This is a genomic window from Staphylococcus saccharolyticus (assembly GCF_900458815.1).
Classification (GTDB): domain Bacteria; phylum Bacillota; class Bacilli; order Staphylococcales; family Staphylococcaceae; genus Staphylococcus; species Staphylococcus saccharolyticus.
This window is the reverse complement of the sequence record NZ_UHDZ01000001.1, coordinates 622,568-648,572: the sequence shown is the minus strand read 5'-3', so window position 1 is coordinate 648,572 and position 26,005 is coordinate 622,568. Positions and strand designations below refer to the sequence as shown.

The 26,005-nt window shown below is 32.8% G+C and carries 14 protein-coding genes, 9 pseudogenes and 1 riboswitch; of the genes and pseudogenes, 10 read left to right on the top strand and 13 right to left on the bottom strand.

Translation table 11 applies throughout. The features are described from left to right. Positions 1–114: 114 nt before the first annotated feature. Both DYE57_RS02900 and fdhF read right to left on the bottom strand, forming a co-directional pair. On the bottom strand, positions 115–582 hold the full coding sequence (locus DYE57_RS02900) for a helical membrane plugin domain-containing protein (protein WP_115312798.1): 468 nt from the start codon (positions 580–582) through the stop codon (positions 115–117). Between the two features lie 2 nt (positions 583–584). Beyond that, positions 585–3,507: pseudogene (gene fdhF, locus DYE57_RS02895) on the bottom strand (formate dehydrogenase subunit alpha). Between the two features lie 574 nt (positions 3,508–4,081). On the opposite strand from fdhF, the gene DYE57_RS02890 reads away from it, so the two are divergent. Further along, positions 4,082–4,774 (top strand): helix-turn-helix transcriptional regulator, encoded by a 693-nt coding sequence (locus tag DYE57_RS02890; RefSeq protein ID WP_115312797.1) that lies wholly within the window; start codon positions 4,082–4,084, stop codon positions 4,772–4,774. Positions 4,775–4,994: 220 nt separating this feature from the next. Here the strand turns inward: DYE57_RS02890 and DYE57_RS02885 are convergent. Continuing rightward, positions 4,995–5,520: pseudogene (locus DYE57_RS02885) on the bottom strand (CPBP family intramembrane glutamic endopeptidase); the annotation flags it as partial. Between the two features lie 56 nt (positions 5,521–5,576). Between DYE57_RS02885 and DYE57_RS02880 the strand changes: the two are divergent. The 5 genes and pseudogenes from DYE57_RS02880 (at position 5,577) to DYE57_RS02860 (ending at position 10,348) form a co-directional block, all read left to right on the top strand. Continuing rightward, positions 5,577–5,914, top strand: a pseudogene (locus DYE57_RS02880) (hypothetical protein). Between the two features lie 174 nt (positions 5,915–6,088). Further along, positions 6,089–7,156 carry a MupG family TIM beta-alpha barrel fold protein gene (locus tag DYE57_RS02875; protein ID WP_115312796.1) on the top strand — a complete coding sequence of 356 codons (1,068 nt, stop codon included), beginning with the start codon at positions 6,089–6,091 and terminating at the stop codon, positions 7,154–7,156. Further along, positions 7,137–8,024, top strand: coding sequence for an N-acetylmuramic acid 6-phosphate etherase (gene murQ, locus DYE57_RS02870; protein WP_115312795.1), 888 nt, complete (start codon positions 7,137–7,139; stop codon positions 8,022–8,024). Before DYE57_RS02875 ends, murQ begins: the two co-directional genes overlap by 20 nt. Positions 8,025–8,037: 13 nt before the next feature. Next, a complete protein-coding gene (locus tag DYE57_RS02865; protein ID WP_115312794.1) occupies positions 8,038–9,474 on the top strand; it encodes a PTS transporter subunit EIIC in 1,437 nt (478 codons plus the stop codon). A gap of 1 nt (position 9,475) precedes the next feature. Continuing rightward, on the top strand, positions 9,476–10,348 hold the full coding sequence (locus DYE57_RS02860; RefSeq protein WP_115312793.1) for a MurR/RpiR family transcriptional regulator: 873 nt from the start codon (positions 9,476–9,478) through the stop codon (positions 10,346–10,348). A 102-nt stretch (positions 10,349–10,450) separates the two neighbouring features. Here the strand turns inward: DYE57_RS02860 and DYE57_RS02855 are convergent. Then, positions 10,451–11,838: pseudogene (locus DYE57_RS02855) on the bottom strand (amino acid permease). A gap of 380 nt (positions 11,839–12,218) precedes the next feature. Between DYE57_RS02855 and DYE57_RS02850 the strand changes: the two are divergent. Next, positions 12,219–12,575 (top strand): hypothetical protein, encoded by a 357-nt coding sequence (locus DYE57_RS02850; RefSeq protein ID WP_115312792.1) that lies wholly within the window; start codon positions 12,219–12,221, stop codon positions 12,573–12,575. After that, positions 12,572–12,757: a hypothetical protein gene (locus DYE57_RS02845; RefSeq protein ID WP_115312791.1), complete on the top strand. Its 186-nt coding sequence runs from the start codon at positions 12,572–12,574 to the stop codon at positions 12,755–12,757. Before DYE57_RS02850 ends, DYE57_RS02845 begins: the two co-directional genes overlap by 4 nt. A 163-nt stretch (positions 12,758–12,920) precedes the next feature. Here DYE57_RS02845 and DYE57_RS12220 read toward each other — a convergent pair. Further along, positions 12,921–13,111, bottom strand: a pseudogene (locus DYE57_RS12220) (hypothetical protein). 72 nt (positions 13,112–13,183) lie between these two features. Beyond that, a pseudogene (locus tag DYE57_RS02835) lies at positions 13,184–13,761 on the bottom strand (HAD family hydrolase). Between the two features lie 441 nt (positions 13,762–14,202). On the opposite strand from DYE57_RS02835, the gene DYE57_RS02830 reads away from it, so the two are divergent. After that, positions 14,203–14,733 carry a hypothetical protein gene (locus DYE57_RS02830; RefSeq protein ID WP_115312790.1) on the top strand — a complete coding sequence of 177 codons (531 nt, stop codon included), beginning with the start codon at positions 14,203–14,205 and terminating at the stop codon, positions 14,731–14,733. Positions 14,734–14,790: 57 nt separating this feature from the next. Here the strand turns inward: DYE57_RS02830 and DYE57_RS02825 are convergent. Beyond that, a pseudogene (locus tag DYE57_RS02825) lies at positions 14,791–16,381 on the bottom strand (alpha-glucoside-specific PTS transporter subunit IIBC). Between the two features lie 217 nt (positions 16,382–16,598). Between DYE57_RS02825 and DYE57_RS02820 the strand changes: the two are divergent. Next, positions 16,599–17,360 carry a MurR/RpiR family transcriptional regulator gene (locus tag DYE57_RS02820; protein ID WP_115314114.1) on the top strand — a complete coding sequence of 254 codons (762 nt, stop codon included), beginning with the start codon at positions 16,599–16,601 and terminating at the stop codon, positions 17,358–17,360. Between the two features lie 316 nt (positions 17,361–17,676). On the opposite strand, the gene DYE57_RS02815 is transcribed toward DYE57_RS02820, so the two are convergent. The 6 genes and pseudogenes from DYE57_RS02815 to hutU all read right to left on the bottom strand — a co-directional run bounded on the left by DYE57_RS02815 (position 17,677) and on the right by hutU (position 25,776). Next, complete coding sequence (locus DYE57_RS02815) at positions 17,677–18,165, bottom strand: SRPBCC family protein (RefSeq protein WP_115312789.1); 489 nt, start codon at positions 18,163–18,165, stop codon at positions 17,677–17,679. 350 nt (positions 18,166–18,515) lie between these two features. Next, complete coding sequence (locus tag DYE57_RS02810) at positions 18,516–19,808, bottom strand: Na+/H+ antiporter NhaC family protein (RefSeq protein WP_115312788.1); 1,293 nt, start codon at positions 19,806–19,808, stop codon at positions 18,516–18,518. Positions 19,809–19,924: 116 nt separating this feature from the next. Next, positions 19,925–20,021: riboswitch (SAM riboswitch) on the bottom strand. A gap of 499 nt (positions 20,022–20,520) precedes the next feature. Then, a complete protein-coding gene (locus DYE57_RS02805) occupies positions 20,521–21,402 on the bottom strand; it encodes an SDR family oxidoreductase (protein WP_115312787.1) in 882 nt (293 codons plus the stop codon). Positions 21,403–21,508: 106 nt separating this feature from the next. After that, positions 21,509–22,581 (bottom strand): annotated as a pseudogene (locus DYE57_RS02800) (amidohydrolase). Positions 22,582–22,881: 300 nt separating this feature from the next. After that, positions 22,882–24,117 (bottom strand): imidazolonepropionase, encoded by a 1,236-nt coding sequence (hutI, locus tag DYE57_RS02795; protein ID WP_115312786.1) that lies wholly within the window; start codon positions 24,115–24,117, stop codon positions 22,882–22,884. Next, a pseudogene (gene hutU, locus DYE57_RS02790) lies at positions 24,117–25,776 on the bottom strand (urocanate hydratase). The gene hutI and the pseudogene hutU overlap by 1 nt, the downstream one beginning before the upstream one ends. Between the last annotated feature and the right edge of the window lie 229 nt (positions 25,777–26,005).

Here is a 26,005-nt window from a genome sequence, read left to right as displayed (position 1 = left end):
AACTATATCGTGAACGATTAAAGTATAATTTACCTTTTTAGCTGACTAGATTTACTTAAACACAGTTTCTCATACCATACCCTCTTAACATCATTTATATTAAACGTTAATGAATTACGATTGAGACATGCCTTTTAGTATATTTAACATATATGTGATGCTATGATTCATATTATCGTCTTTTAATATTCCCATTAAATTTTTAATAGATGTTCTAGCATTAGGACTCGTTTGATTAGCAACATGCAACCCTTTATTTAAACATTGTAGCATTTCACTTAAATCCTCAACATTTAATTCGCCTAACAATAATATCATGTGAGCCATATTCGATAAGAGTCCATTATAAATATCTTTATTTAATTCAACTGCGAATTTATTAATAATTACTTGTCTAGCTTTTAAACCACCATTTAACGCATCTAAAATTTTTGCCTCATCTAATGTGTCTATTAAACGAATTGCCTTTAGAATACTATCTTTATTTTTAGTAATAGCATCTATAACTTCATTCAAATTTTCACTTTTAATTTGCTCCGGTGATTTTTTTAGACGTTTAATTTCAGTAATTCTTTCAACCATTATTAATCACTCTGCTTTCCTGGAAACACGTAATCAGAACGCGACCATTTTTTGTACTTGAACACTGTATTGTGGATGACATTGTTTATTTACACGGAAATTCGTAGGATTCAAAGGTGATTTCCCTTTTTCCATTCGTGCACCTGTATGTTTATAAGAGGGTGTATCTGTATACTTATCAACATCACTATTTGTAAGTAAATTAATTGCCCCCTTATCCCCATTGTTCAAAGGATCATTATTTAATGGTATATAAATTTCCTTACCTTTTACTCTATCAGTAATATGTGCAAGTAATGTTGCCTCTCCTTTTTCAGATATTAACCTGATTTCTGCACCTTCATGAATATCGCATTCTTGAGCAAGTTCTGGGGAAATTTCTACAAAAACATGTGGTACTTTATCATTGGCGTTTGATAAATCATATTCCCTTCATGAAAATGTTCTAATAAACGACCATTATTTACATGAATATCATACACTTTGTCTTCCTTAAAGAAGTTATCAAAAGTTAAAAGGTAGAGTTTTGCTTTTTATTTTCAAAATTAAAACCATCTAAGTATAAGATTGGAGAATCACTTCCATTTTCATCAACCGGCCATTGCAAGCTATTAAAGCCTTCCAAACTCTCGTAGTTGACACCGGAATAGTATGGTGTAAGATGAGCAATTTCATCCATAATATCGCTAAGATGTTTGTAATTCCATTGTGCTCCTAATCGATTAGCTATAAGTTGAAAGATTTCCCAATCAGGCTATGAATCACCTAGAGAGTCTAATGCTTTATATAAACATTGAATACGACGTTCGGTGTTAGTGAATGTACCGTCTTTCTCTAAAGAAGGGCTTGCAGGCAATACGACATCGGCGAAAGTAGCTGTATACGTCAAGAATTCATCTTGTACTACCATGAAGTCTAATTTTTCAAATGCTGCCAGAACAAAATTAATATTTGAGCCAGCAATACCTGTATCTTCTCCATATAAATATAATGAATGTACATCTCCATTATGAATATCTTCAATCATTTGATGATTGTCTCTACCTGGCGTTGCACTTAATTCTACGCCATATTCTCTTTCAAACTTAGCACAAACTTTATTATCCGTAACAGGTTAGTAGCACGAAAATTGATCTGGCATACTGCCTATATCACTGCAACCTTGAACATTATTATGTCCACGTAATGGATAAGCACCTGCGCCAGGTTTTCTATAATTTCCTGTTACTTATAATAAGTTTGAAATCGCTGTACTTGAGTCGCTTCCAATATCTTGTTGAGTAATACCCATCGCCCAACATATAGCAACTGATTCTGCTTTGGCAACTTCATACGCAAAACGGATTAAACGTTCTTTTGGAATACCTGTCGTTTCTTCAGCAAAAGTCATAGTGAAAGGCTTTAGAGATTTATAATAGTCATCAACCCACTCGTCTATAAACGCTTTATCGTATAAGTCATTATCGATAATATATTTTGTTACCACACTTAACCATGCCAAATCAGTACCTGGCTTAGGTTGATAAAATTCATCAGCACGTTCAGCCATTTCATGTTTTCTAATATCAAACACATGCGATTTTTGACCATATAATTTTTGAGCACGTTTCATTCTAGACGCTATAACAGGATGCGCTTCAGCAGTATTTGTTCCAATTAGAACAGTCATTGCTGCTTTTTCTAAATCAATAATACCTCCTGCGTCTCCTCCTATACCAACTGTACGAATCAGTCCTATAGTCGCAGGTGCTTGGCAGTAACGAGAGCAATTATCTACATTATTTGTACCAATCACTTGTCTTGATAGTTTCTGCATTAGGTAAGACTCTTCATTTGTAGCTTTAGATGAAGAAATAAATGATAAGCTATCTGGACCGTATTGCGCTTTAATTTTTGTAAAGTGATTAGCAATAACTTGTAAGACTTCTTCCCATTCCACCTCATGAAATGCACCCTCTTTACGAACCAATGGTTTTGTTAAACGTTGATCAGAGTTGATATGGCCCCAAGAAAATTTACCTTTCACGCACGATGCTATCTTGTTAGCTGGTGAATCATGAGAAGGTTGGACCTTTAATATTTCTCTATCTTTAGTCCACACTTCAAATGAACAGCTGACTCCACAATAAGTACACACAGATTTTGTTTTATTAATTATTTCTTTACGTATTTCAGCTTCAGAGTCTGATGCTGCGAGTAACGTCCCATAACCGGGTTCTGATTTTTTAATGATATCAATCATAGCCGTAAGAGAGCCTGGTTCTGTATCAGTCAGATATCCCAAATTTCCTTCCATGTTGACTTCCATCATCGCGTTACAGGGACAAACTGTTGCACATTGTCCACACGATACATAAGAGGATTCATTAATTGGTACGTCATTATCACATATCACTCTTGGATGTTCACTCTCCCAATCTATTCGAATTGTTTCGTTGACTTCAACATCTTGACACGCTTCTACACAGCGACCACATAAAATACATTGATTTGGATCATACCGATAAAATGGACCATAATCCTTGTCATAAGGTTTCTTCTTATATTCATATGTTTGATGTTGTACACCCCATTCATCTATCGTATTATGAATTTCACAATCGCCGTTATTATAATCACATACTGTACAATACAACATATGCTTTTCTAAAAAACGATCTAATACTTCTTTTTGACTTATTTCAACTGCTTCATTCTTAGTCTTAACGCACATCGAGCGGGATTTATGGTTGTGCTACAAGCACGCGTAATTTCACCATCAATTTCAACCATACATGTATCACAAGTTTGAATAGGTCCCATTGACTCGTTATAACAAATTGCTGGAACAAACGTATCACGAGAACGGATAAACTCTAGAAGATTTGTACCTGGTTCAACGAGATAATCTGTACCATCCAAAGTCACAATTAAATGTTCTTGCATATTCTCTCCCCCTTTTATGTTTAAATGTATACTATAATTTTCTATGTTACCCATCTAAGTGAAAAATACCCCACATACATTCCACAATAGAATTACTTAAATTGTATTACTTTGCCTATAAAAAGTTAAGTATTTAAAAGATATTTAAATTTTAAAATTAATTAATTGAAAATAGCTTCCATTTTTAAGTATTGTATATATAACTATTAAAATTATTTTAAATGAATGACTCTTAAATTGGTAATGATTTTAAATTTTTATTTTTAAAAATAAAAAATCGGCTAGTCATTAACTAGCCGACAAATAGAAAGGAAAGTAAGTAATAAATATTGAAGATGTTTTGATGTAACTTGAACGATTATACAGCTATCTGTTATATAGCTCTACCCCTTTGTCTAATCGCTCCCCCTGTTACAAATATTATACTAGCATAATGATCCAAAAATTGTAAGCGTTTTCTAAATTTTTTATAGCAATTTTACACTTTTAGGTTTGGTACATTTAGAAAATGTCATCATTGTCGCTTATATGTTATAATAAATGTAATATGTAATGTTTATGGAGGTGACTTTTATTGAATAAATTAGAACGACAAAATCGTATCATCCAGGCTATACAAAATTCTGATAAAATAACCGCTTCACAACTTGCTAGTCAATTTAATGTATCAAAACGTACAATTTTAAGAGATATTGATGATTTAGAGGAACAAGGTGTAAAAGTTTATGCACACCATGGTAAATTGGGTGGCTATCAAATTAAAGAAGCACATTCAAAAATCTCGTTATCTTTAACAGAGCGTCAACTGTCGGCATTATTCTTAACACTCAATGAAAGTCAGTCCTATTCGACTTTGCCTTATCATGCTGAGATTCAAGCAATTATTAAACAATGTTTAAGTTTGCCACAAACTCGATTACGCAAATTATTAAAAAAAATGGATTTTTATATTAAATTTGAAGATAGTAAGAATACGACTTTACCTCAATTATTTTCTGACATCCTTATTTACTGCACTGAGCGAAATGTTATGCTCGTTGATTACATTGAAAATGGCCAAACACAGGCAGAAAATGTTATTTTTATTGGTTTATTATATAAAGATGGTCAATGGTACGCAGTGGTATTTGAAATTGGTTGCGGTCATACGCGCGAATTATCAATATTAGATATTCACGATATCTCTTATTCTTTTGAGAAGACAATAAAAACTCAAGATATATCAATAGAAAATTATCAACAGTTTTTAAAAGCTACAAAAATATAAAAATAGGGTGAGACAACATTCATTCTGAATTCAGTGCCTCGCACCCCCGAACCCCAACTTGCTCTGCCTGTAGAATTTCTATATGGAATTCTCCGTGTTGGGGCTCTGGACTAGACTTGAAAGAAGGTTGATTTAAACACATTTCAAATCAGTTAGCTACTACAAAAAAGTTAACATGCCTACATAATATTAATTATATTTCAGCCTCTATAAATAACCTCTAAAATATAACTATAATTGTCCAAATGAAGGAAATTAAGTTATTTAACATATGTAAACTCAACGAAGCAGCTAATTTTCTATCAGATTTTAAGTAAACATATACTAAAGAAATAGCTAATATGAGATACGCGCCAAATTCAAAAGGTGACTTTACATCAGTTACATGGATTAAAGTAAATAAAACTGCTGAAACAATTCCCATCAATACAAAGTTAAACTTCTTTCCTAAATTCACCTATAATAATGTGTCTAAACACTAACTCTTCAACAATTGGTCCTACAATGACTATGAGTAAAAACGCAAATGGTATAAACGCATGGTTTTCAAATAATTTATCTAATTCCATTTCATTTTGGGTGTCTGAATATTGTAGATGCTTTGGTAAAAACTGCATTAACTGGTCATATACATTAGATAATATTATGGTAACTAAAAAAACTATAATTAAAAATAACTAGTGATTTTTTACGTATAACCAGCCATTTTTAACTCTGTTAACAAATGTATTAATATGTAAAAAGTAATGATTCCTTTCTACTCACAAATTCTATTTATCTAGTAATTATTACCGGAGGTCTTATGAATTATTTAGAATTATCTCTACACATTGAACAACAAATTGTTCGTCTCATTTCAATTAGTGAAACCACAAAATACTATGCGTTAATCCATCATACCAAATTCGAAGAAAGTTTGAACACATTTAATCGTATTATTAATGAGGAAAGTTTATGGATAGACGCCCATCATCCCTTCTTAACGACTTCAGAAGCATTATCTTCGTACTATTTATAGAACAACTTAAAAACAATCCTCTTGTAGTCATTAAATATGGTGACATCCTTTACTATATCAATTCACTTCAACTCCTTTTGCACAAGCAACTACTTAGAATAAAAAAACATTCACACTTCTAAGAAAATAAACATCTTATTCCTCATTAAAATTGTATATTTTTGAATTGTGCTTCATTCTTACCATTAATTACTTTTAATTTGAATATTATTATATTTTATCTATACATCAAATTGTAAACCTTCCCTAATAGCGTTATAATCGGATATGATTAAGTGGTTAAAGGAGCGTTTGATATGCTAGGCTTTTCAGTATATTTAGGACAGCAATTGGATAAAGACTATATCTTAAAAATGGCATCAATGGGGTATGATGTTGTCTTTACATCCTTACAAATTCCTGAAGAAAGTAAGCATAATCAACTGGCATATTTGGGAGAATTATGTCAACTTTTATCATCTTACAAAATAACCTACATTATTGATGTAAACCCTTCCCTACTTAATCAATCACTTTATAGTTATTTAAATCAATTGCCTCATGGGGCATTTTATATACGTATAGATGACCAATTGAATGTTGATTTGATACAAGAAGTCCAAAGCCATGGATTAAAATGTTGCTTAAATGCAAGTACAATGACTGAAGATATGTTGGCGCTCATTTATCAACATGATTTCAAGGCTCAACTTCTGTATTGTCACAATTATTATCCTAGACCGGATACAGGATTATCATTTTCATTTATTAAAAATAGAAATGATTTGATTCAAAAATACGATAAACATGCAAAAATATGTGCTTTTATACCAGGAAGTAAACTGAGAGGTCCTTTATTTAAAGGTTTACCCACTATTGAAAGTCACCGAAAAAAGCATCCGTTAGTTGCTGCTCATGAACTTCATTCAATAGGAGTATCTAACATTCTTATTAGTGATTTAGCTTTATCACAACATCTTGCTCTTCAATTATCTGACATGTTGAAATCTAGACATTTCACTTTACGCTTGGATTACCTTGAAGATTCATATTCCTCTAATATCTTAAAGGTACATACTTCAAGAATTGATTCACCCGAAAATGTAATTAGATCTCAATTTTCTAGAGCATACAACGACACGACTATTAGTGCTATAGGTACCACTCATAGACACGTTGGAGATGTCACTGTTGATAATCAACTGAATGGACGTTATGAAGGTGAAATTCAAGTGCTTAAAGTAGATTTACCTGGTCATCCACATATTAATTATATTGCTCATATCAACAGCGAGGATATTCCACTACTTGCACTGATTCAACCCGGGGACACTTTTAAACTTACTTATACGAAGGAGAATGACAATGAATCACTTAACCACTGAAACACGTAACGCTCAAACCATGCATTTAGACGAAATTGATATACACGAAGCTTTAAAAACAATGAATGCTGAAGATCAAGTTGTGCCTAAAGCAATCGAACATGTTATTCCTGAGTTAACACAAGTCATTAAAAATGCTATCAAACGTTTTAATCATAATGGTCGCATTATATACATCGGCGCCGGGACTAGTGGACGACTTGGTGTCTTAGACGCAGCTGAATGTGTGCCGACGTTTAATACTTCTCCAGATGAAGTCATCGGTATTATCGCAGGTGGTCAACAAGCAATGACTACAGCAATTGAAGGTGCAGAAGATGATTCAAAACAAGGTGCCAAAGACTTAAAAGAAATTCACCTCAACCACAAAGATATTGTAATAGGTATTTCTGCAAGTGGATGTACGCCATATGTTAAAGGAGCATTGCACTACGCAAATCAAGTTGACGCAGATACTGTTGCACTATCTTGTAATACACAAAGTGAAATCAGTAAGTATGCAAATCATATTTTAGAAATTAACGTTGGACCAGAAGTTCTTACAGGTTCAACACGATTAAAATCAGGAACAGCTCAGAAACTCATTCTTAATATGATTTCAACTATGACAATGATTGGTGTGGGAAAAGTTTATGACAACTTAATGGTTGATTTACGTCCTACTAATCAGAAATTGATTAGTCGTTCTATACGAATTATCCAAGATATCTGTGATTTAGATGAACAAGACGCTTTAAAACTATATGAAACAGCTGATCACCACATTAAAACAGCTGTTGTCATGCATTTATGCTCAATAGGTAAAGAAGAAGCCAAACGACGTTTAAAAGAAAATAATGGAGTGATTAAGCAAGCCATCAACTCTTAAGGGAGGAATTTCCATGAGTAAAGAAGAACGTCTTGCTAAAGATATTACTAACGCAGTTGGTGGTATCAATAATATTGACAATATTATTCATTGCATGACTCGTGTACGTATCAAAGTACATGACGATTCAAAAGTTAAGTATGAAGAATTGAAAGCTATCGATGGTGTGCTAGGTGTTGTCGATGATGAACGTATTCAAGTTGTAGTTGGACCAGGAATTGTTAATAAAGTCACACAACACATGGCTAAACAATCTGGTGCACCATTAGGAGAAGAAGACTCTGAAAATAAAAGCTACAAAGCACAAGCCGAAGAACATGCACGTGAAAATAAACAGCAATTTCAAAGCCAACGCAAACAAAGTAAGTGGAATAGAATTTTAAAATCCATTGCTAATATTTTTATACCTTTAATTCCTGCTTTTATTGGTGCTGGACTTATTGGTGGTATTGCTGCAGTATTAAATAATTTACTTACCGCGGGTATGATTTCTGGAGAGTGGATTAAACAAATCGTCACAGTATTAGGTGTTATTAAAGATGGTATGTTGTTCTATTTAGCAATATTTACAGGTATTAATGCTGCTAAAGTGTTTGGCGCTACACCAGGTTTAGGTGGTATTATTGGTGGTACAACACTATTGACTGGCATTACCGACAAAAATCCAATTATGAATGTTTTCACTGGTGAACACTTAACTGCTGGTCAAGGTGGAATTATCGGAGTAATCTTTGCTGTTTGGTTAATGAGTTTAATTGAGAAAAGATTACATAAAGTTATACCAAACTCTGTGGATATTATTATTACTCCAACAATCACACTACTACTCATTGGATTACTAACAATATTTATAATCATGCCACTTGCTGGTTTCGTTTCTGACGGACTCGTTTATGTGATTAACTGGATTATTGGTGTAGGTGGAATTTTTAGTGGTTTTATTATCGGTGCCTTTTTCTTACCCCTCGTCATGTTAGGTCTTCACCATATTTTTACACCAATTCATATCGAGTTAATTAATAAAACCGGCTCTACTTACTTATTACCTATTGCTGCAATGTCAGGTGCTGGCCAAGTTGGTGCAGCTCTCGCATTATGGGTCAGATGTGGTAAAAATAACAAATTACGTAACACATTAAAAGGTGCACTCCCAGTTGGATTCTTAGGCATTGGAGAACCTTTAATTTACGGCGTGACTCTACCTTTAGGCCGACCATTCTTCACTGCATGTATTGGTGGCGGTATTGGTGGTGCAGTAATAGGTGGCATTGGTCACATTGGTGCAACAGCAGTAGGACCAAGTGGTATCTCATTACTACCATTAATTGCAAATAATATGTATCTCGGTTATATTGTAAGCTTGCTTTCAGCATATGCTGGCGGCTTTATTTTCACTTATTTCTTCGGCACGACTAAAGAAATGAGAAATCCTAATCAAATGGGTGATTAAATTGCCAAATATATTAAATGAAATTGACAACCAATATCCCTATTTAACTAGAAACGAAAAAAAGATAGCTCAATACATTCTCAACTCACCTCATAAGGTAGTCGATATGAATTCTCATGATATTGCTGAACTCTTAGAAACGAGCCCTTCATCAGTGATTCGTTTTAGTAAAAAAATGACTAAAGGTGGCTTTCATGAACTTAAAATAAGGCTATCTAAATTTTTACCTAAAGAAGCTACATCCTATAATGTCGAACTTGTAGATAATGAAAGTACAGAGTCTCTAAAAAACAAATTACATTCTCGCTCAAAAGCGGTTCTTAATAATGCAAATGAAGTGATTGATAACACTATCATAGATCAAATTTGCGATTTATTTAAACGCTCTGAAACGATATTCATCTATGGCTATGGTGCATCATTTGTCGTAGCAACTGATTTATATCAAAAGCTATCTCGAATTGGCATGGATATTCAATTGGTTCAAGAAACTCACATTTTCACTACTATGCTTGCAACACATAATTCTAAAGATTGCGTGGTATTCATCACAAATAATGGTATGCAAAGTGAAATGCGCTCTATTGCTAAAGTTGTATCCGATTATCATATTCCTGTAGTTACTATCTCAAGTACTTCAGATAATCCCGTTGCCAAAAAATCAGATATCATCCTGTCTTATGGTCAAACTGATGAAAATGAAATGCGTATGGGGGCTACTACTTCATTATTTGCACAAATGTTTACGGTAGATATACTTTACTATCGTTATATTGCACTCAACTATCAGCCCTCATTAGACTTTATTACACAATCTAAAATGGCTCTCGATAATTATAGAAAACATTTATCAAATATAGAGTTTAAGCACTAATTTAAATAGAAAAAGCGATTCGCCATACTTACACTTCTTAAAGAATGTATGAACGAATCGCTTTTTTTATCAATGTTGCTAAATATTTATTATTTCTTTAAATCATTTCTGTACTTTTTCTTGATGATCCTTTTTGTTATAGCTAATTAAATAATAAAATGTCACTGCACTTAACAATACAATACCAATAACCACAGAGACTACAGTTTCCTTATTAATTAACATTCCCACTAATACTAAAATCAAGAAAGCGATTGTTAAGTAATTAGCAAACGCGCCTACAGGCATTTTAAATGGATGATTTTTAACTTCTTCAGGTTGTAGCTTTCTAAAGCGCAAATGTCTAAATAAAATCGTAAACCAAGGAATCATACCGGGTAAAATCGATGCACTGTATACGTAAACATGCTATCAGAACCTTTGATGAATAGCGGTATAATAACGTTTAACAATGCTCCAATTAGGATACCTACCGACACTACTAATACAGTGTAAAATGGGACGCCATTTCTCATGACTTTAGCAAAGATTTTAGGCATTTGTCCCTGCTTAGCTAATATAAATCATACGACTTGAACTAAATATACCTGAATTACACCCAGACATCGCTGCTGTCAATACTACAAAATTAGTTAATCCTGCTGCAAATGTAATACCAATTTTAGCAAAAGTTGCTACAAATGGACTACCAATAACTCCTAGCTTATCCCATGGATAAAATGATACGATAACAAAAATTGCACCAATATAGAAAATTAAAATTCTCCAAATAACACTATTAACTGCTTTAACAATATTTTTTTGTGGATTTTTAGTTTCTCCAGCTGAAATACCAATAAGTTCAACTCCTTGGTATGAACCTATAACAATCGAAAGTGAAAAGAAAAAACCAACTATACCATTAGGCATAAAACCACCGTGAGACCATAAATTAGAAATCCCAATAGCATGACCTCCATTGTCGATACCAAATATAATCAAACCAAAACCAGCAATGATCATTAAAATAATTGTCACAACTTTAATAAGCGCATACCAAAATTCAAATTCCCCAAATGCTTTAACAGAAGCCAAGTTCGCTACCATTAGCAACGCGACAGCTACAATTCCTGGTATCCAGTTAGGTAAGTGAGGGTACCAATAATTCATATATTCACCTACTTCTATTACCTCACTCATTCCAACTACTACCCATTGAAATATATTACTCCATGCAGTCATATAACCAGCTGCAGGGTGTATGTAATCACTAGCAAATGTTGCAAACGATCCAGTTGTTGGATTTAAATAAATTATTTCCCCCATTGCTTTGCTCTCATAATTAGAAATAAGAAAAGTCCTGCAATTAAATAAGCTAATATCACCGTTGGACCAGTACACTTAATTGTGCTTGTCGCTCCCATAAAAAGTCCTACGCCAATTGTTCCTCCAAGTGCTATCATTTGTATTTGACGAGCACTTAGTCTCCTATGTAACTCATTATTTTGCATAACATTACCCCATTTCTAAACCTAAAATATAAATTTTGATAATCTTATTTCCATAATAATACTACAAATTGACAAAATTTTGTAAATTTAGTGAAAACGTTTATAAAAATATAGTCTCAATCCTTTTGATTTTTAGTAATAATTACAATGTATTTTTTCTAAAGATTCAATTATTTATAGAACTTTTTAATTTATCTTGCGTTAAATTTACTAAATAAAAAGGTATGTAGAAGTACTTGTTGATGTCTTAAGTCTTTAATGATTGTATATTAACCTAGTTCAAAAACTTGTTTTTACCAATAATCCTATTACCTTCATTTATTGCTTAAAGGTCGAATAAGTGTGGTATACTTTTTTTAAATAGTTAAAGGAGACCTATGATGAAGAAAACACTTATACAACGTGCATTTAAGATAACAATAATCTTTATGATTGCATTTTTTATACTTAACTATCTAACAATGAAACATGCGTCAGTGATGTCTGCAATCGGACGCACTCTACTAGCTACAGTCGTATTCTTTATTATTTATATCATCGTATTTACTATATTAAGTTCTCCTAAACGCAAAATAATCTACGGAACAACAATTCCTATTGCACTTGTTGTCTGTTTAGTATTAGGTGCTATTTTCTTTACAACTCAAATCGGTATCATTTGTGGATTTATTTTAGGCATCATTGTTGGTATTGTTTGGGAGCTGATTTATAGAAATAATGGAGGTAAAACGTCATGACATTAATTATTGGCATTATCATAATAATATTATTAATCATAAGTTTAATCCCAAACTACAAAGCTATGGTATTGGCCAAACACGAAGGACAAAAATCTACACGCTTCACAATCATGGTTGGAATTGATTTAATTTTAATCGTACTAATTGCGGTTACATTAGTCCTAAAGTTAACCTCATAGTGTATTAATGAGTGAATTCTGAAATATAAATCATTAATAGTACATAAATAGCCCTCAATGAATTTGTATTGAAATTCATTGAGGGCATTCTTCTTATATCAATACGTCGTTTTATTATCTCATTTTCCACATATAGCTTCTAAAACTCGATCTTTGAAATCTTTTATATACGACCTTGTAAAAGTAAAAAATAACCTATAAATGCTAAGATAAGATATATCATAGATCCAATAATAAATGAACGGACCTGAACATGAAATGGTGTTCGTTTATTAAATATTGGTCCCAATACAAGATTTCCTATTCTTATAATGATGGGACCTGCTTAAAAAAAAACAGTATGGTATAACCCATTACAATATATCCTTTTTAATGTTCCAACAATTTTAACTTAATATCTTCAAATGACATATTTTTATCAGTTAATTAAATAGACGAAAAATCTTGTTCCTTTGTCATGATATTTGTATTTACAATAACATCTAAGCCAGCTAAAATCGCAGCAGTAGCTCCATTAACTGAATCTTCTATAGCCATGCAATTTGTTGGATTATAATTAAGGTTTTGTACAGCAGTTAAATAAAGATCCGGATCAGGTTTAACATTTTCAACGTCTTCCCTACCAACTATAACATCAATATAGTTATCTAAACCTAATTGTCTGAATGTTGGAAGAATATTCTTTCTATAGCTACTTGTCACGATAGCCATAGGAATATGACACTTTTTAAGATGTTTCATCAATTTTTTATTGTATCAATGATTGGTAAATTCCCGCTAGTTTGGTAATGTTCTTGATAAATGGCGTCCTTATGTTTTTCTCCAATCCACTTTTCCAAATATTGATGTAAATAAGAAGCAGTTCCACCTATTGATGCTCTATAAAATTCTAGTGAAATTGGTTCCTTACCATGATTATATAAATGTTTATTTGTTAAATTAAACAAATGTTCTTCTGTATCAATGATTGTTCCATCAAAATCAAATATTACTGCTCTGTACATGATACTATCCCCTTTTTATATCTATTCTTTTTCATATTAACATAAAATTCATCTACCATTTTTTGATTGTAAAATTAACACTATTATTCCATTGACAATTCATTTAATCACAACGATTAATGATAAACTAACAGAGTATATTACTATATAACTATTTGGTGTATTTTGACATGTAACACTTAATAGAGTAAATATTTTTATTGGAAATCACTTGTTTTGTTTACTTCTTTAAAAAGCTGTGAACAGTTTAATCTTGATTAGAATGTCTGATTTTATGTCATATGCTAAAAAAGTATTACAATTGAATAAATTTAAACTTCATTCAAAAGTCTTAGTGAATCTATAAAAAAAGAGTGGTACAATTTATTTAAACGAGTAACGAATCATGTACATATGAAAATATTGAAACATACTACAATGTTAACGATTGGAGGTCATAACATGTTGATTGATAAATTTGAATCCTACATTATCAATATTGCAGGTTTGAAATCTCGCCCAACGCGAAAAAAACTCACTCATTTATGTAAAAACATTACTTTTTGTGAATCCTTTCAATATTCTATTTTCAAACAAAATAACGTGTTTGCCTTAGAGGTTAGTTTACCAAAGCAACAATTACCTTATCTTATTAGCTTCTTAAGTTTTCATAATTATTCCATTTACCAAATTTTAACGCCTAAACGTGTAGATGAGCTCCTTGATTCAGAGCAACTTTATCAATCAGCTAAACGTTTTGACTTAGCCATTGATGGCTTACAAGATGCTTTTATTAAAGATAAAGTCATTGATATCATGAATATGTACGCCAATCATCATGAAGTCAATTACACACTTAATAATAATTATGCGAGTGTAACATGCCCTCAAGAAGTATTCACTCAATTACTTCATACAATAGCTACACGTAATATTGACATTTTATCTGCAAGTTATCACGCAAAAATGTTACATAAAGCACGTATATCATAAGTTAAAAAGCTCAAGTAGTGACCTATTCCTCACCGCTTGAGCCTTTTTGATATTCTTTTATTTTTCATCATGTACTAAATGTTCAAATGCTTCTCTTACTTGTGGAACAGTCATTCCTACTACAACTTGAATACTCTCACCACTTTTTATTAAACCATGAGCCATTTGATTACGAGTAAAATAGCTATTTTCTTGGACCTTACTCTCGTCTTTTACAGTTAAGCGTAATCGCGTTGTACAATTTGTTACGTCTTTAATATTTTCTTTACCACCAAGACCTTCTAAGTAATATGCTGCTTTATCTTCGTATTCACTTCTACTAGATTTAAAGAATAAAGGTGTAGTTTTATCTTCTTTTCTACCATTATAATCTTGTTTAGAAAATAATTTTACTTCTTCATCATTTTTACGTCTTGGTAATGGAATATCGAATTTTAAAATTAAAAATCTGAACAAGAAATAACAGATGACGACAAAGATAAGGCCAATAATCATTTGTGCTACATATGTCAACCAATGTTCTTTTCCTAAAGGTATCCAGTTCGTTGCAATAAAATCTAGCACACCACCACCCATATTCCCAACAACACCAAAGCCATACTTAAAGTATCCATTGTTGCAGCTAAAATCGCATGTAGTACAAATAAATATGGTGCAATGAATAAGAACGTAAATTCCAGAGGTTCTGTAATACCTGCAACAATCGCAGTAAGCGTGGTAGGTATAAGTAAAGCTGCCACCTTTTTTCGATTATCTTTAGGCGTTGTTGCATACATTGCAAGCGCAATGCCAAGACATCCGAAAACCTTGCCATTCCCTTGTAACATGAAACCATAAGGAAATTGTTCTTTCAGTGGCTTATTACTTTCAGCAAATTGATTTAAGTGCTGTAACCACTCAGCTTTTAAACCATGATTAACGGCAACAGGACCTACTTCTATAGGCGCGTAAATAAAATGATGTAATCCTGTTGGAACAAGGACACGTTCAAGGAAGTGATATAACCATACACCTACATGTCCTGAAGCAACAATAAAATATTGTATAGACGCAATACCATGTTGGAGCGTTAGCCAAACTACACAAGTGATAGCTGCAATAGGTAACATAACAAAGAATGAAATTGTTACTACAAAAGTTAAACCTTGAAACACACCTAACATCTCAGGTAGTCGTTTACTATAGTATCTATTATGTATCCATGTAATAATTCTCGAAATAATGATGGCACCTAAAATATTAGTATCTAGCGTTTCAATCCCAGCAATTGCTTTTAATCCTGTTGCATTTTCTACACCTTTTTTAGACTTGCCCCAAACGTGTGTGGCCATTGAGTTAAAATGGCATTAATAAAAGTGTTAAACATTAAATAGCCCATAAGAGCCGCAAGTGTTGCATGACCAGGTGCTTTTTTTGCTAATGATAGTGGTAAACCGACGATAAAGACGATTTCCATATGGGTAAAGATGACCCATCCACCTGACTTGATGACTGACCATAATTTAAACCAAAACGTATGTTGATTAGCTATTTCCCCCATGATTGTTAAATTTTTAAAAAGTGTAGCGAACCCAAGTACAATACCAAAGAAGGCAAACATCAAGACTGGAACAATCATTGCGCTACCGAAACGTTTAATTGCATTCATTTTCTATACCTCCACATCCCATATATACGAGCCTCATTGATGAACAATATTTACAATATCAATGTAGAAACCTCATAATTAATAACTTAATTTCAATACATAGTAAACGCTTATATATAAACAATAACGTTGCCGTAATTTGAAACTATTTCGTATGATCAGATTATATTTTCATTTAAAGAAAATATTTTCAAGGAACAGTATTAAGGTGTTAAAAATTATTTTAGATGAGCGTGTTAATTCTAATTTCAATCAATTAAATGATAATGACATTCAAATTGTACATTATGTTAATACGCATATTGAAAAATGCCAAACAATAAAAATTCAAGAATTAGCTCACCACACGCATGCGTCAAACGCGATGATACACCGTTTCACTCGTAAACTAGGATTCGACGGTTATAGCGATTTTAAATCCTTTTTAAAATTTGAAAATCATAAAAAACAGCAACTCCCCTCTGACTCAATGGAACAATTCAAACAAGAAATTGAAAATACTTTCAGTTACTTAGAACGTATTGATTATCATCTGTTGACGAACAAAATGCATGAAGCCACGACTATTTATTTATATGGCACTTGTCGAGCTCAAATGAATGTAGCAAAGGAAGCGCAACGTATTTTATTAACTATGCATAAAAATATCATAATATTACACGACGTCTATGAATTGAAAATGGTCTTAAATAAAACAGTTCCCAAAGATTTATTTTTTATTATTTCATTATCCGGTGAGACCTATCAACTCACCGAAGTGACACAACTTCTGCAATTAAGACAAAAATTCTTTATTTCCATCACTACTATGAAAGATAATTCTCTCGCACAACAAGCTAACTACAATATTTATGTTTCAAGTAATACCTTTTATTTAAATGATGGAACAGATTACTCTAGTTTTATCAGTTATCACATCTTTTTTGAAACACTCCTAAGAAAATATAACAAACGTAAAGAAAATAATGAATTAATTTAAAAAAGCAGCTTGTGTAAGAAAAATCTTTCTTACCACAAAGCTGCTATAAACCGTGGATAAACCCTCTAAAGATTTACTGTTACTTAGGTCATTAGTACATCTTATCCATAAAAGTCATATGATGTATTCGACACACCTATACATATATCTAGTTCGTTTACTAATAGTAAAATCTATAGCTACACTGCTCCCTTTAAAGATAGTGAAACTTATCCAAAGATATAGTTCAGGTATTCAATGAAGTATGACTTCTCAATAAAAAGTTTTCTAACAGTCTTATTAATATATTTATATTTTTGACAAGCTGGCTTTTCACTTAGTTATGTCGTTGCTCTTCAAGAACATGTTGCATCTGATCAATCATTAATTCAAATCCATGAACTGTCGAATCGTGATATTCTTTTTTCTTTTGTTTATACTCTAATGCCGTTAAACTTCTTTCTTTTTCTACAAAAGAACGATAGTAAAAGAACATTTGAGTTCCACCATTATCTCGCTCGAAGAATTCAACTTCTATAACATCTTCTTCTTCACTCAATCCTAGCATTCCAATCGTCATTTTAATATATTCATCCATGACTAATTCCTCATATGTACCTTCAATGACATTTTGTTTACCATTTCTACTATCAACAATGCGATAAGTCCCGCCTTCTTGAATATCTGCTTCAAATGATTTATTTGTGCGTAAAGTAGTCATAAACCATTCTTTTAGAATGTCTTTCTTTGTCCATGCTTCATAGACGACTTCTGGCGTAAATTTAAGCAGTCGCTCGATATCGATTTCTACATTATATTTTGCCACTATTTTTCACCTACTTTCACTCTTAATATTATTTTAACGTATTTATGCTATGTCACAAACTTTGTGCACTTTAAAATTAATTTAAATATTATATTTCAAATAATAAGAGTGGGATAGAATTACTATTGAATTCGTTGTCCCATCTCCGTACCCCAACGTGCACTGTATGTTGAATTTCTATATAAAATTCTCGTTGCTTTGCCTCTGAACCATAGTTAAAAATCCTGCTATCATCATAAGTTCAATTCAGTTAGCGATTGTCAATATATCAAAATAACTGAGACATTGATGGATGTCCAGACTCTTCAAGTTAAGATACATTCAAAAAACATCTCATCCTATATAGTTTGTCAGCTATTTTTTAAACGTGGCACTCTGAAAATAATCGCCACTAAACCGCACACCCCAAGTAAAATTGGATAAATACTATATGGAAGCATTAAAAATGGAGAAATCCCTGCTACACCTGCTGCCGATATTACTTGTGGACTATAAGGTAGTAACCCTTGAAAACATCCACCAAAAATATCAAGAATACTTGCAGACTTTCTAGGATCAACATCATATTCATCAGCTATATTTTTAGCTAAAGGACCCGCCATAATGATTGATATCGTATTATTAGCCGTCGATATATCTGCAGCGCTCACTAAACTAGCAATACCTAGTTCAGCACCACGCTTAGACTTTACTTTAGAACGAACAAATTGCAATAACCAGTCTATACCACCATTATGTTGGATAATTCCAACTAAACCACCGATAAGTAAAGCAATCATAGCAATATCTTCCATTCCTATAATTCCTTTCGAAATGGCGCTTAATAATCCTTTCCAATCAAATGAACCATCAATTAAACCAATGATACCCGCTAGTGCTGTACCACCAATGAGCACAATAATGACATTAATGCCTATGAGTGCAAGAATAAGTACTAACAAATAAGGAATCACTTTAATTAGATTAAAGTCATAATGTTTAGAACGGTCGATTGAAATCCCATTCGTTAAGAAGAATAATATTAAAATGGTTAAAATCGCTCCTGGGAAGACAATTTTAAAGTTGACTCTAAACTTATCACCCATTTTAGTTTTTTGCGTTCTCACAGCTGCAATAGTTGTATCAGAAATCATAGATAAATTATCACCAAACATTGCTCCCCCAACAACTGTTGCCATCGCTAATGCTGTAGGAACGTCTGTTGCTTGTGCAAAACCAAATCCAACTGGCGCGATGGCCGCTACAGTACCTACCGATGTCCCCATTGATATCGAAACAAACATACATGTCACAAATAAACCAACAATGATTAAGTTTTGTGGAATAAGGGATAGTCCTAGATTAACAGTTGAAGACACACCACCCATTTTTTCTACAGTAGTAGAAAAAGCACCTGCTAAGATAAAAATGAGCATCATTAGTATTATATTTGAATGTCCGGCACCTTTAGTAAAAACTTCAACCTTTTTAGCGAATGATTCTTTTCTATTCATCAATAAGGCAACTATAACAGTTATTGTAATAGCAACATTTAAAGGCATATTAGTAAAATCTCCAGTAACGATGCCTACACCAAGAAATAGTATTACAAATAAAAGTAATGGTAGTAATGCCCATGCATTGCCTTTCTTTATTTTCTCCATTATTTAACCTACTTTCCAAAATAAAAGTGATTGAGACACTTAAAATAACCACAGTGTTTAATTAACAAATGCTGAGACACCTATTCATGCCCCAGCCTCAGTTAACATCGTGTTTAACCTTATCTTCTAACCTTCACGGTTACTGGAATTGGCACATGATACAATGTTGCCGAAGCTTCTTTGGGCCAGTCCCTCCACTTCTCTTGATAAGTTATTGAATTATGTTTAACGTTACAAGATATTTGTAATAACGTCAACACTTAATATTTTAATAATAGTTTACATGTTTTCTAAAGTAGTAAAATAATTTTCAAAAATAGCTACACTTATAGATGCAATGATAAATATCGCTAATGCAACTCCAAAAATAACTAAGTAATTTATAATTTTGCATGTCTGAGAGTGTTTCAGCTTTAATCTTTTTCATTATCCATCACTACAATCAATTATTATTAAAAATAAAACATCCACATTGTAACCATTATTGTCTCTTGTAAGAGGAAACTAATATTAAAAAACTAAGGACAATCGCATTTTCAATTCTGTCATCGACTGCCTATACGTTAAGAAAGCCTAGGACATTGGTTTATGTCCCAGGCCCTTACTATACAAACAAATCTCATATTAAACTGTATACGTTTGTAAAATGTTTATCACGTTCCGTGTACTTTCACACCGAAAAGTTGATACTAATCATACAACTATAGTTAAGTTAATCTATTTGAGTTCCACCAGTCACACCATATACTTGACCAGTAATATAACTTGCATCATCAGAAGCTAAAAGTACATAAGTTCCTGCACATTCAACAGGTTGACCTGCACGTCCTAATGGTGTGTTTTGCCCAAAAGTAGGTATAGCACTTTGTGGTTGCCCACCAACGATTTGTAATGGAGACCAAAACGGACCTGGTGCAATACAATTAACACGAATACCTTTAGGACCAAATTCTGCTGAAAAACTTTTCGTTAGTGATATAATTGCAGCTTTTGTTGCAGCATAATCATGAAGAATTGGATTAGGATTATAGCCTTGAACAGAAGATGTAGTCGTAATAGAACCTCCTGGTTGTAAATACTCTAGTGCTTTTTGAACTGTCCAAAACACTGGATAAACATTTGTTTCGAAAGTTTCAGTAAAATCTTGGGTTTTGAACTCTGATAATTCATTTTGATAAAGTTGATGACCCGCAACCAACGTTATATTGTCTAAACCACCTAATTGCTGATAAGCCTCTTGAACCATGTCATAGTTAAATTGTTCATCTCTAATATCACCAGGAATTAATATAGCTTTTTGTCCAACACTTTCAATGACTTGTTTTACATCATCTGCATCTTGTTGTTCACTTGGTAAATAATTAATCGCTACATCTGCACCTTCTTTAGCATAGGCAATCGCTGCTGCACGACCAATCGCTGAATCGCCACCAGTAACTAGTATTTTAAAGCCATCTAATCGATGGTGACCATGATAAGAGTCTTCACCACAATCGGGTTGTGGTGACATCTTAGCTTGTATACCTGGAACTTCTTGTTCTTGTTTTTCATAATTATCTGTTTTAAATTTATTGCGAGGATCTTGAGCTGACATTTCAAATCATCTCCTAATTAATTTAATGCTTATTATATACCCAGTTATCATGCACATTTAATCATAGGAAATTATAAGAAATATGAAATCACTCCAACTTAAAAATTCAAGTCAATAAACGTTGAACGAGTTGTACGAAATATTGGGGGGCTTTTTCCAAAATACGCACATCTGGATGATATTTAGGATGATGTAAATCATATTTACTATTGGAACCTATGAAAGCGAATACTCCAGGATATTCTCGTGTATAACCTGAAAAATCTTCTCCAATAGTAAGTGGTTCATCAAGTATTGATACATGATATTCCACCTCTTTAGCGACCTCTATTGCTAGTTTAGTAAAATATTTATCATTTACTACAGCTCCAGGAAGCCTAGAATATGAGAAATAAATATCAACATTAAACGCTTGACTTAATCCATCATCAATATTTTTTCACTATACGACCGAACAGTACCTTGAATGTAAGCTTTGTCAGCTATAACATTCCAAGTATTGCCACAAGAAATCTCACTAATTGTTACGACTACATTATCAAATGCTGATAAATTTCAGCTTATAATTGTTTGTAAACTATTAATAAGTTGACCAACTACGACTACCGGATCGTTCCATTGCTCAGGTTTAGCAGCATGTGCACCCTTCCCTCGAATTTGAAATTGAAAACGACCGACTGAAGAAGTGGTCACACCTGATTTAATAGCAAATTCTCCAACATTTAAAGTGGGATAATTATGAAAGCCAAGCACTGCTTTAGCACCTTTAAGCACACCTGCATCAGTAATTTTAAACGCTCCGTGTCCCAATTCTTCAGCAGCTTGAAATATTAAACGTACACGTCCAGTTAACTGACTCTCTATTTCTTTTAATTTAGTAACAACAGCTAATATACTTGCTATATGAATATCATGGCCACATGCATGACACCTTGATTTGTTGAAGTAAATTCATGATGTACTTGTTCTTCTATTAGGTAAAGCATCGATATCTGTTCTTACAGCTACCATATCTTCTCCATCCCCAATTTCAGCAACTAAACCAGTATTTAAAGGCAAATCTAGATAACTTTTTAAAATTTGTTTTAAAGTCTTAGTGGCTTTATATTCTTGATCTGAAAGTTCAGGGAATCGATGAAATTGACGTCGCCAATTGATATATGTTGAATAGTTAGTCATCGCTGACTCAACCCCTTCCTACTAAAATATTCTAAACTATAAACGCATTGCTTCATTATTGTTTAATGAAACATATCATTATCTCTAATAAGTCAATTTTAACATTAATATCAAAAAAATTCTGAATTTTTAATGCGTTCTAAGATTTATACATTTATTTTCGAAACAGAAAAGAGCAAGTCATCACGTACGATGTCCCTCTCCTTCATTAGTAACCTACTATCAAAGATTGTCATAGTAACTAGTACATTTATATACATGAGTAAGATTAATTAGTAATAATAGGCGAAATAATTTATCTTAATCTATATTAAATTCATTATCTACAATAACTTTACCCTCTTTAATTACTTTTTGAGCATGATTAATACCAAAATGGTATAGGATATACTCATGATTTAGTAAATCCCATATCACAAGATTAGCTTTATCACCCTCATTAATTGTACCAGCATCTGAATCAATAGCTTTAGCCGCATTAACCGTTACAGCATTCCAAACTTCATTTGGAGACAGTTTTAGTTTTAATGCAGCAATTGCCATAGCTAATTGTAGATTATTTATTACACTACTTCCCGGATTATAGTCGGTTGCAATCGCAATTGCTCCGCCATTATTTAACATTACTCGTGCATCAGCATAATCATTTTTATCTAAATAAAATGTTGTTGCAGGAAGTAAAACAGCCACAGTATCACTGTTTTTCAATCTTGCTTTACCCTCTTCACTAGAAGCTACAAGGTGATTAGCTGAGATTGCATTTTCATCTATGGCTAACTCTAATCCACCTAAAGGATCGATTTCATCGGCATGTATTTTTACTTTAAATCCTGCTTCTTTGGCTTTTTCCATATACCGTTTGGATTCTTCAATTGAAAAGACGTCTGTTTCACTGAATATATCTGCAAAATCTGCATACTTCTTAACCTCTGGAAGCAGATTAATCATATCTTCTGAAAATGCTTCATTTGATTTTGCTTCTTTTGGAACTGTATGAAATACTAAAAACGGATGTTTCATATCCAAATCACACTTATCCGCTAGACGATGAGATACACGTAATTGTTTAAGTTCATTGTCTTTATCTAAACCGTAGCCACTTTTACTTTCAATTGTAAGAACACCATGTTGAACCATCGTTAGCAAATCATGTTCAGCTTTTTTAAATAACTCGTCTTCACTTATTTCACGTGTTGCTTTAACTGTTGAGAGAATACCGCCTCCAGCTTCAAGAATCTCAAGATAAGACTTACCTTGCCTTTTTAATGACATTTCATGCTCGCGAGAACCTCCAAATATGAGATGTGTATGTGCATCAATAAGTGCTGGGGAAACAACTTTGCCTGTAGCATCAATCATTTCTTTTGCTTCATAATCATCCGAATGAGGTCCAGAATAAAAAATTTTACCATCTTTGATTACAACAGTTCCATTTTCGATAACCTTAAGCTTGTCTAGCTCATGACCTTTAAGTGGTTTATCTATTGGTTGAGGTAAAATTAATTCTTGAATATTTTGGATAATTAAATCATTCATTATTGATCCCCCGCTTCATTAATCATTGGAATTTTTATGCCTTTCTCTTTAGCAGTTTCAATAGCCTTATCATACCCTGCATCAACATGTCTTACTACTCCCATACCCGGATCAGTAGTTAATACACTTTCCAATCTTCTTTCTGCACGTTCTGAGCCATCTGCCACGATAACCATACCGGCATGTAGTGAATATCCCATACCTACACCACCACCATGATGGAAAGAAATCCATGATCCGCCAGCTGCTGTATTAATTAATACATTAAGTACTTCCCAATCACCAACAGCATCACTTCCATCTTTCATTCCCTCAGTTTCTCGATTTGGACTAGCTACTGAACCAGAGTCTAAATGATCTCGTCCAATGACTATAGGAGCTGATATTCACCATCATGTACAAGTTTGTTTAACGCTAACCCCATTTTCACTCGCTCACCATAGCCTAACCAAGCAATTCTTGATGGCAAGCCTTGATAAGAGATTTTTTCTTCAGCCAAATCTAGCCATCTTAATAATTTTTCATTATATGGGAACAACTTTTTCATTTCTTCATCGGCACGTTCAATATCTTTTGGATCACCACTTAATGCAGCAAAACGGAATGGCCCTTTTCCTTCACAGAACAACGGTCAAATGTATGCTGGAACAAATCCAGGAAAATCAAATGCATTTTTAATACCATTATTATAAACAACTTGACGTATATTATTACCATAGTCAAAAGCAACGGCACCATTTTTTTGGAATTTTAACATTAACTCAACGTGCTTAGCCATAGAAGCCTCAGCTTGCTCTACATATTTTTTAGGATTATCTTTACGTAATTCTCTTGCTTCTTCGACGGTATATCCTTGTGGAACATAACCGTTCAATGGATCATGTGCGCTTGTCTGGTCAGTAATAATATCGATTTTAAATCCTTTATTTAAAATGGCTTGATGTATATCAACAGCATTACCAACTAAGCCAATAGATAATGATTTCCCTTTATCTTTCACCTCTTGTGCCTTCTTTAATGTTTCATCTAAAACTGTAGATTTCACATCACAATAATTAGTTTCCACACGCTTGTCTACTCTACTTTCATCTACATCTACACAAATAGCAACTCCATTATTCATGGTAATTGCAAGAGGTTGTGCACCACCCATACCGTCAAGTCCTGCTGTTAACGTGATCGTGCCAGTTAAATCGCTGTCGTATTCTTGATTCGCAAGTTCTGCAAAAGTTTCATAAGTGCCTTCTACAATACCTTGAGAACCAATATAAATCCAACTTCCCGCTGTCATCTGACCATACATAATGGCCCTTTTTTATCCAATTCATTAAAATGATCCCAATTTGCCCATTCTGGTACTAATACTGAATTTGAAATTAACACACGCGGTGCTTCTTCATGTGTTTTAAAAACCGCAACAGATTTACCGGATTGAACTAACATCGTTTCATTAGCTTCTAAATCTCTTAAAGTATTCTCAATAGCTTCAAACGCTTTCCAATTACGAACAGCTTTTCCTATTCCTCCATAAACAACTAATCCTTCAGGATGTTCAGCAACTTCTGGATCTAAGTTATTATATAACATCCTTAATACCGCTTCTTGTTCCCAACCTTTACACTCAATATCCAACCCTTTTTTCGCATGAATTTCTCTCATTTAAATCTCTCCATCTCTAGAGGAAAGAATTATACTATAAATGCTTTTAAACTTTTTATGCTAAAACGTATGTTATTTAAACGTAATTGTTAAATATAAAAAAGTTTATAGTATATATTTTATTGATTATTAAAGACAATCATTATATAATTATTATCCTCTATCTTTTTAAAAGTATAAAATGGATTAAGTAAAAAACTAAAATATTTAAATAATTCAATTAATTCAT

Coding starts and splice junctions, on each gene's coding strand:
- DYE57_RS02845 (WP_115312791.1), top strand. CDS start 12,572: ATGACATTAATTATTGGCATTATCATAATAATATTATTAATCATAAGT.
- DYE57_RS02830 (WP_115312790.1), top strand. CDS start 14,203: ATGTTGATTGATAAATTTGAATCCTACATTATCAATATTGCAGGTTTG.
- DYE57_RS02865 (WP_115312794.1), top strand. CDS start 8,038: ATGAGTAAAGAAGAACGTCTTGCTAAAGATATTACTAACGCAGTTGGT.
- murQ (WP_115312795.1), top strand. CDS start 7,137: ATGAATCACTTAACCACTGAAACACGTAACGCTCAAACCATGCATTTA.
- DYE57_RS02875 (WP_115312796.1), top strand. CDS start 6,089: ATGCTAGGCTTTTCAGTATATTTAGGACAGCAATTGGATAAAGACTAT.
- DYE57_RS02900 (WP_115312798.1), bottom strand. CDS start 582: ATGGTTGAAAGAATTACTGAAATTAAACGTCTAAAAAAATCACCGGAG.
- DYE57_RS02805 (WP_115312787.1), bottom strand. CDS start 21,402: ATGTCAGCTCAAGATCCTCGCAATAAATTTAAAACAGATAATTATGAA.
- DYE57_RS02810 (WP_115312788.1), bottom strand. CDS start 19,808: ATGGAGAAAATAAAGAAAGGCAATGCATGGGCATTACTACCATTACTT.
- hutI (WP_115312786.1), bottom strand. CDS start 24,117: ATGAATGATTTAATTATCCAAAATATTCAAGAATTAATTTTACCTCAA.
- DYE57_RS02850 (WP_115312792.1), top strand. CDS start 12,219: ATGAAGAAAACACTTATACAACGTGCATTTAAGATAACAATAATCTTT.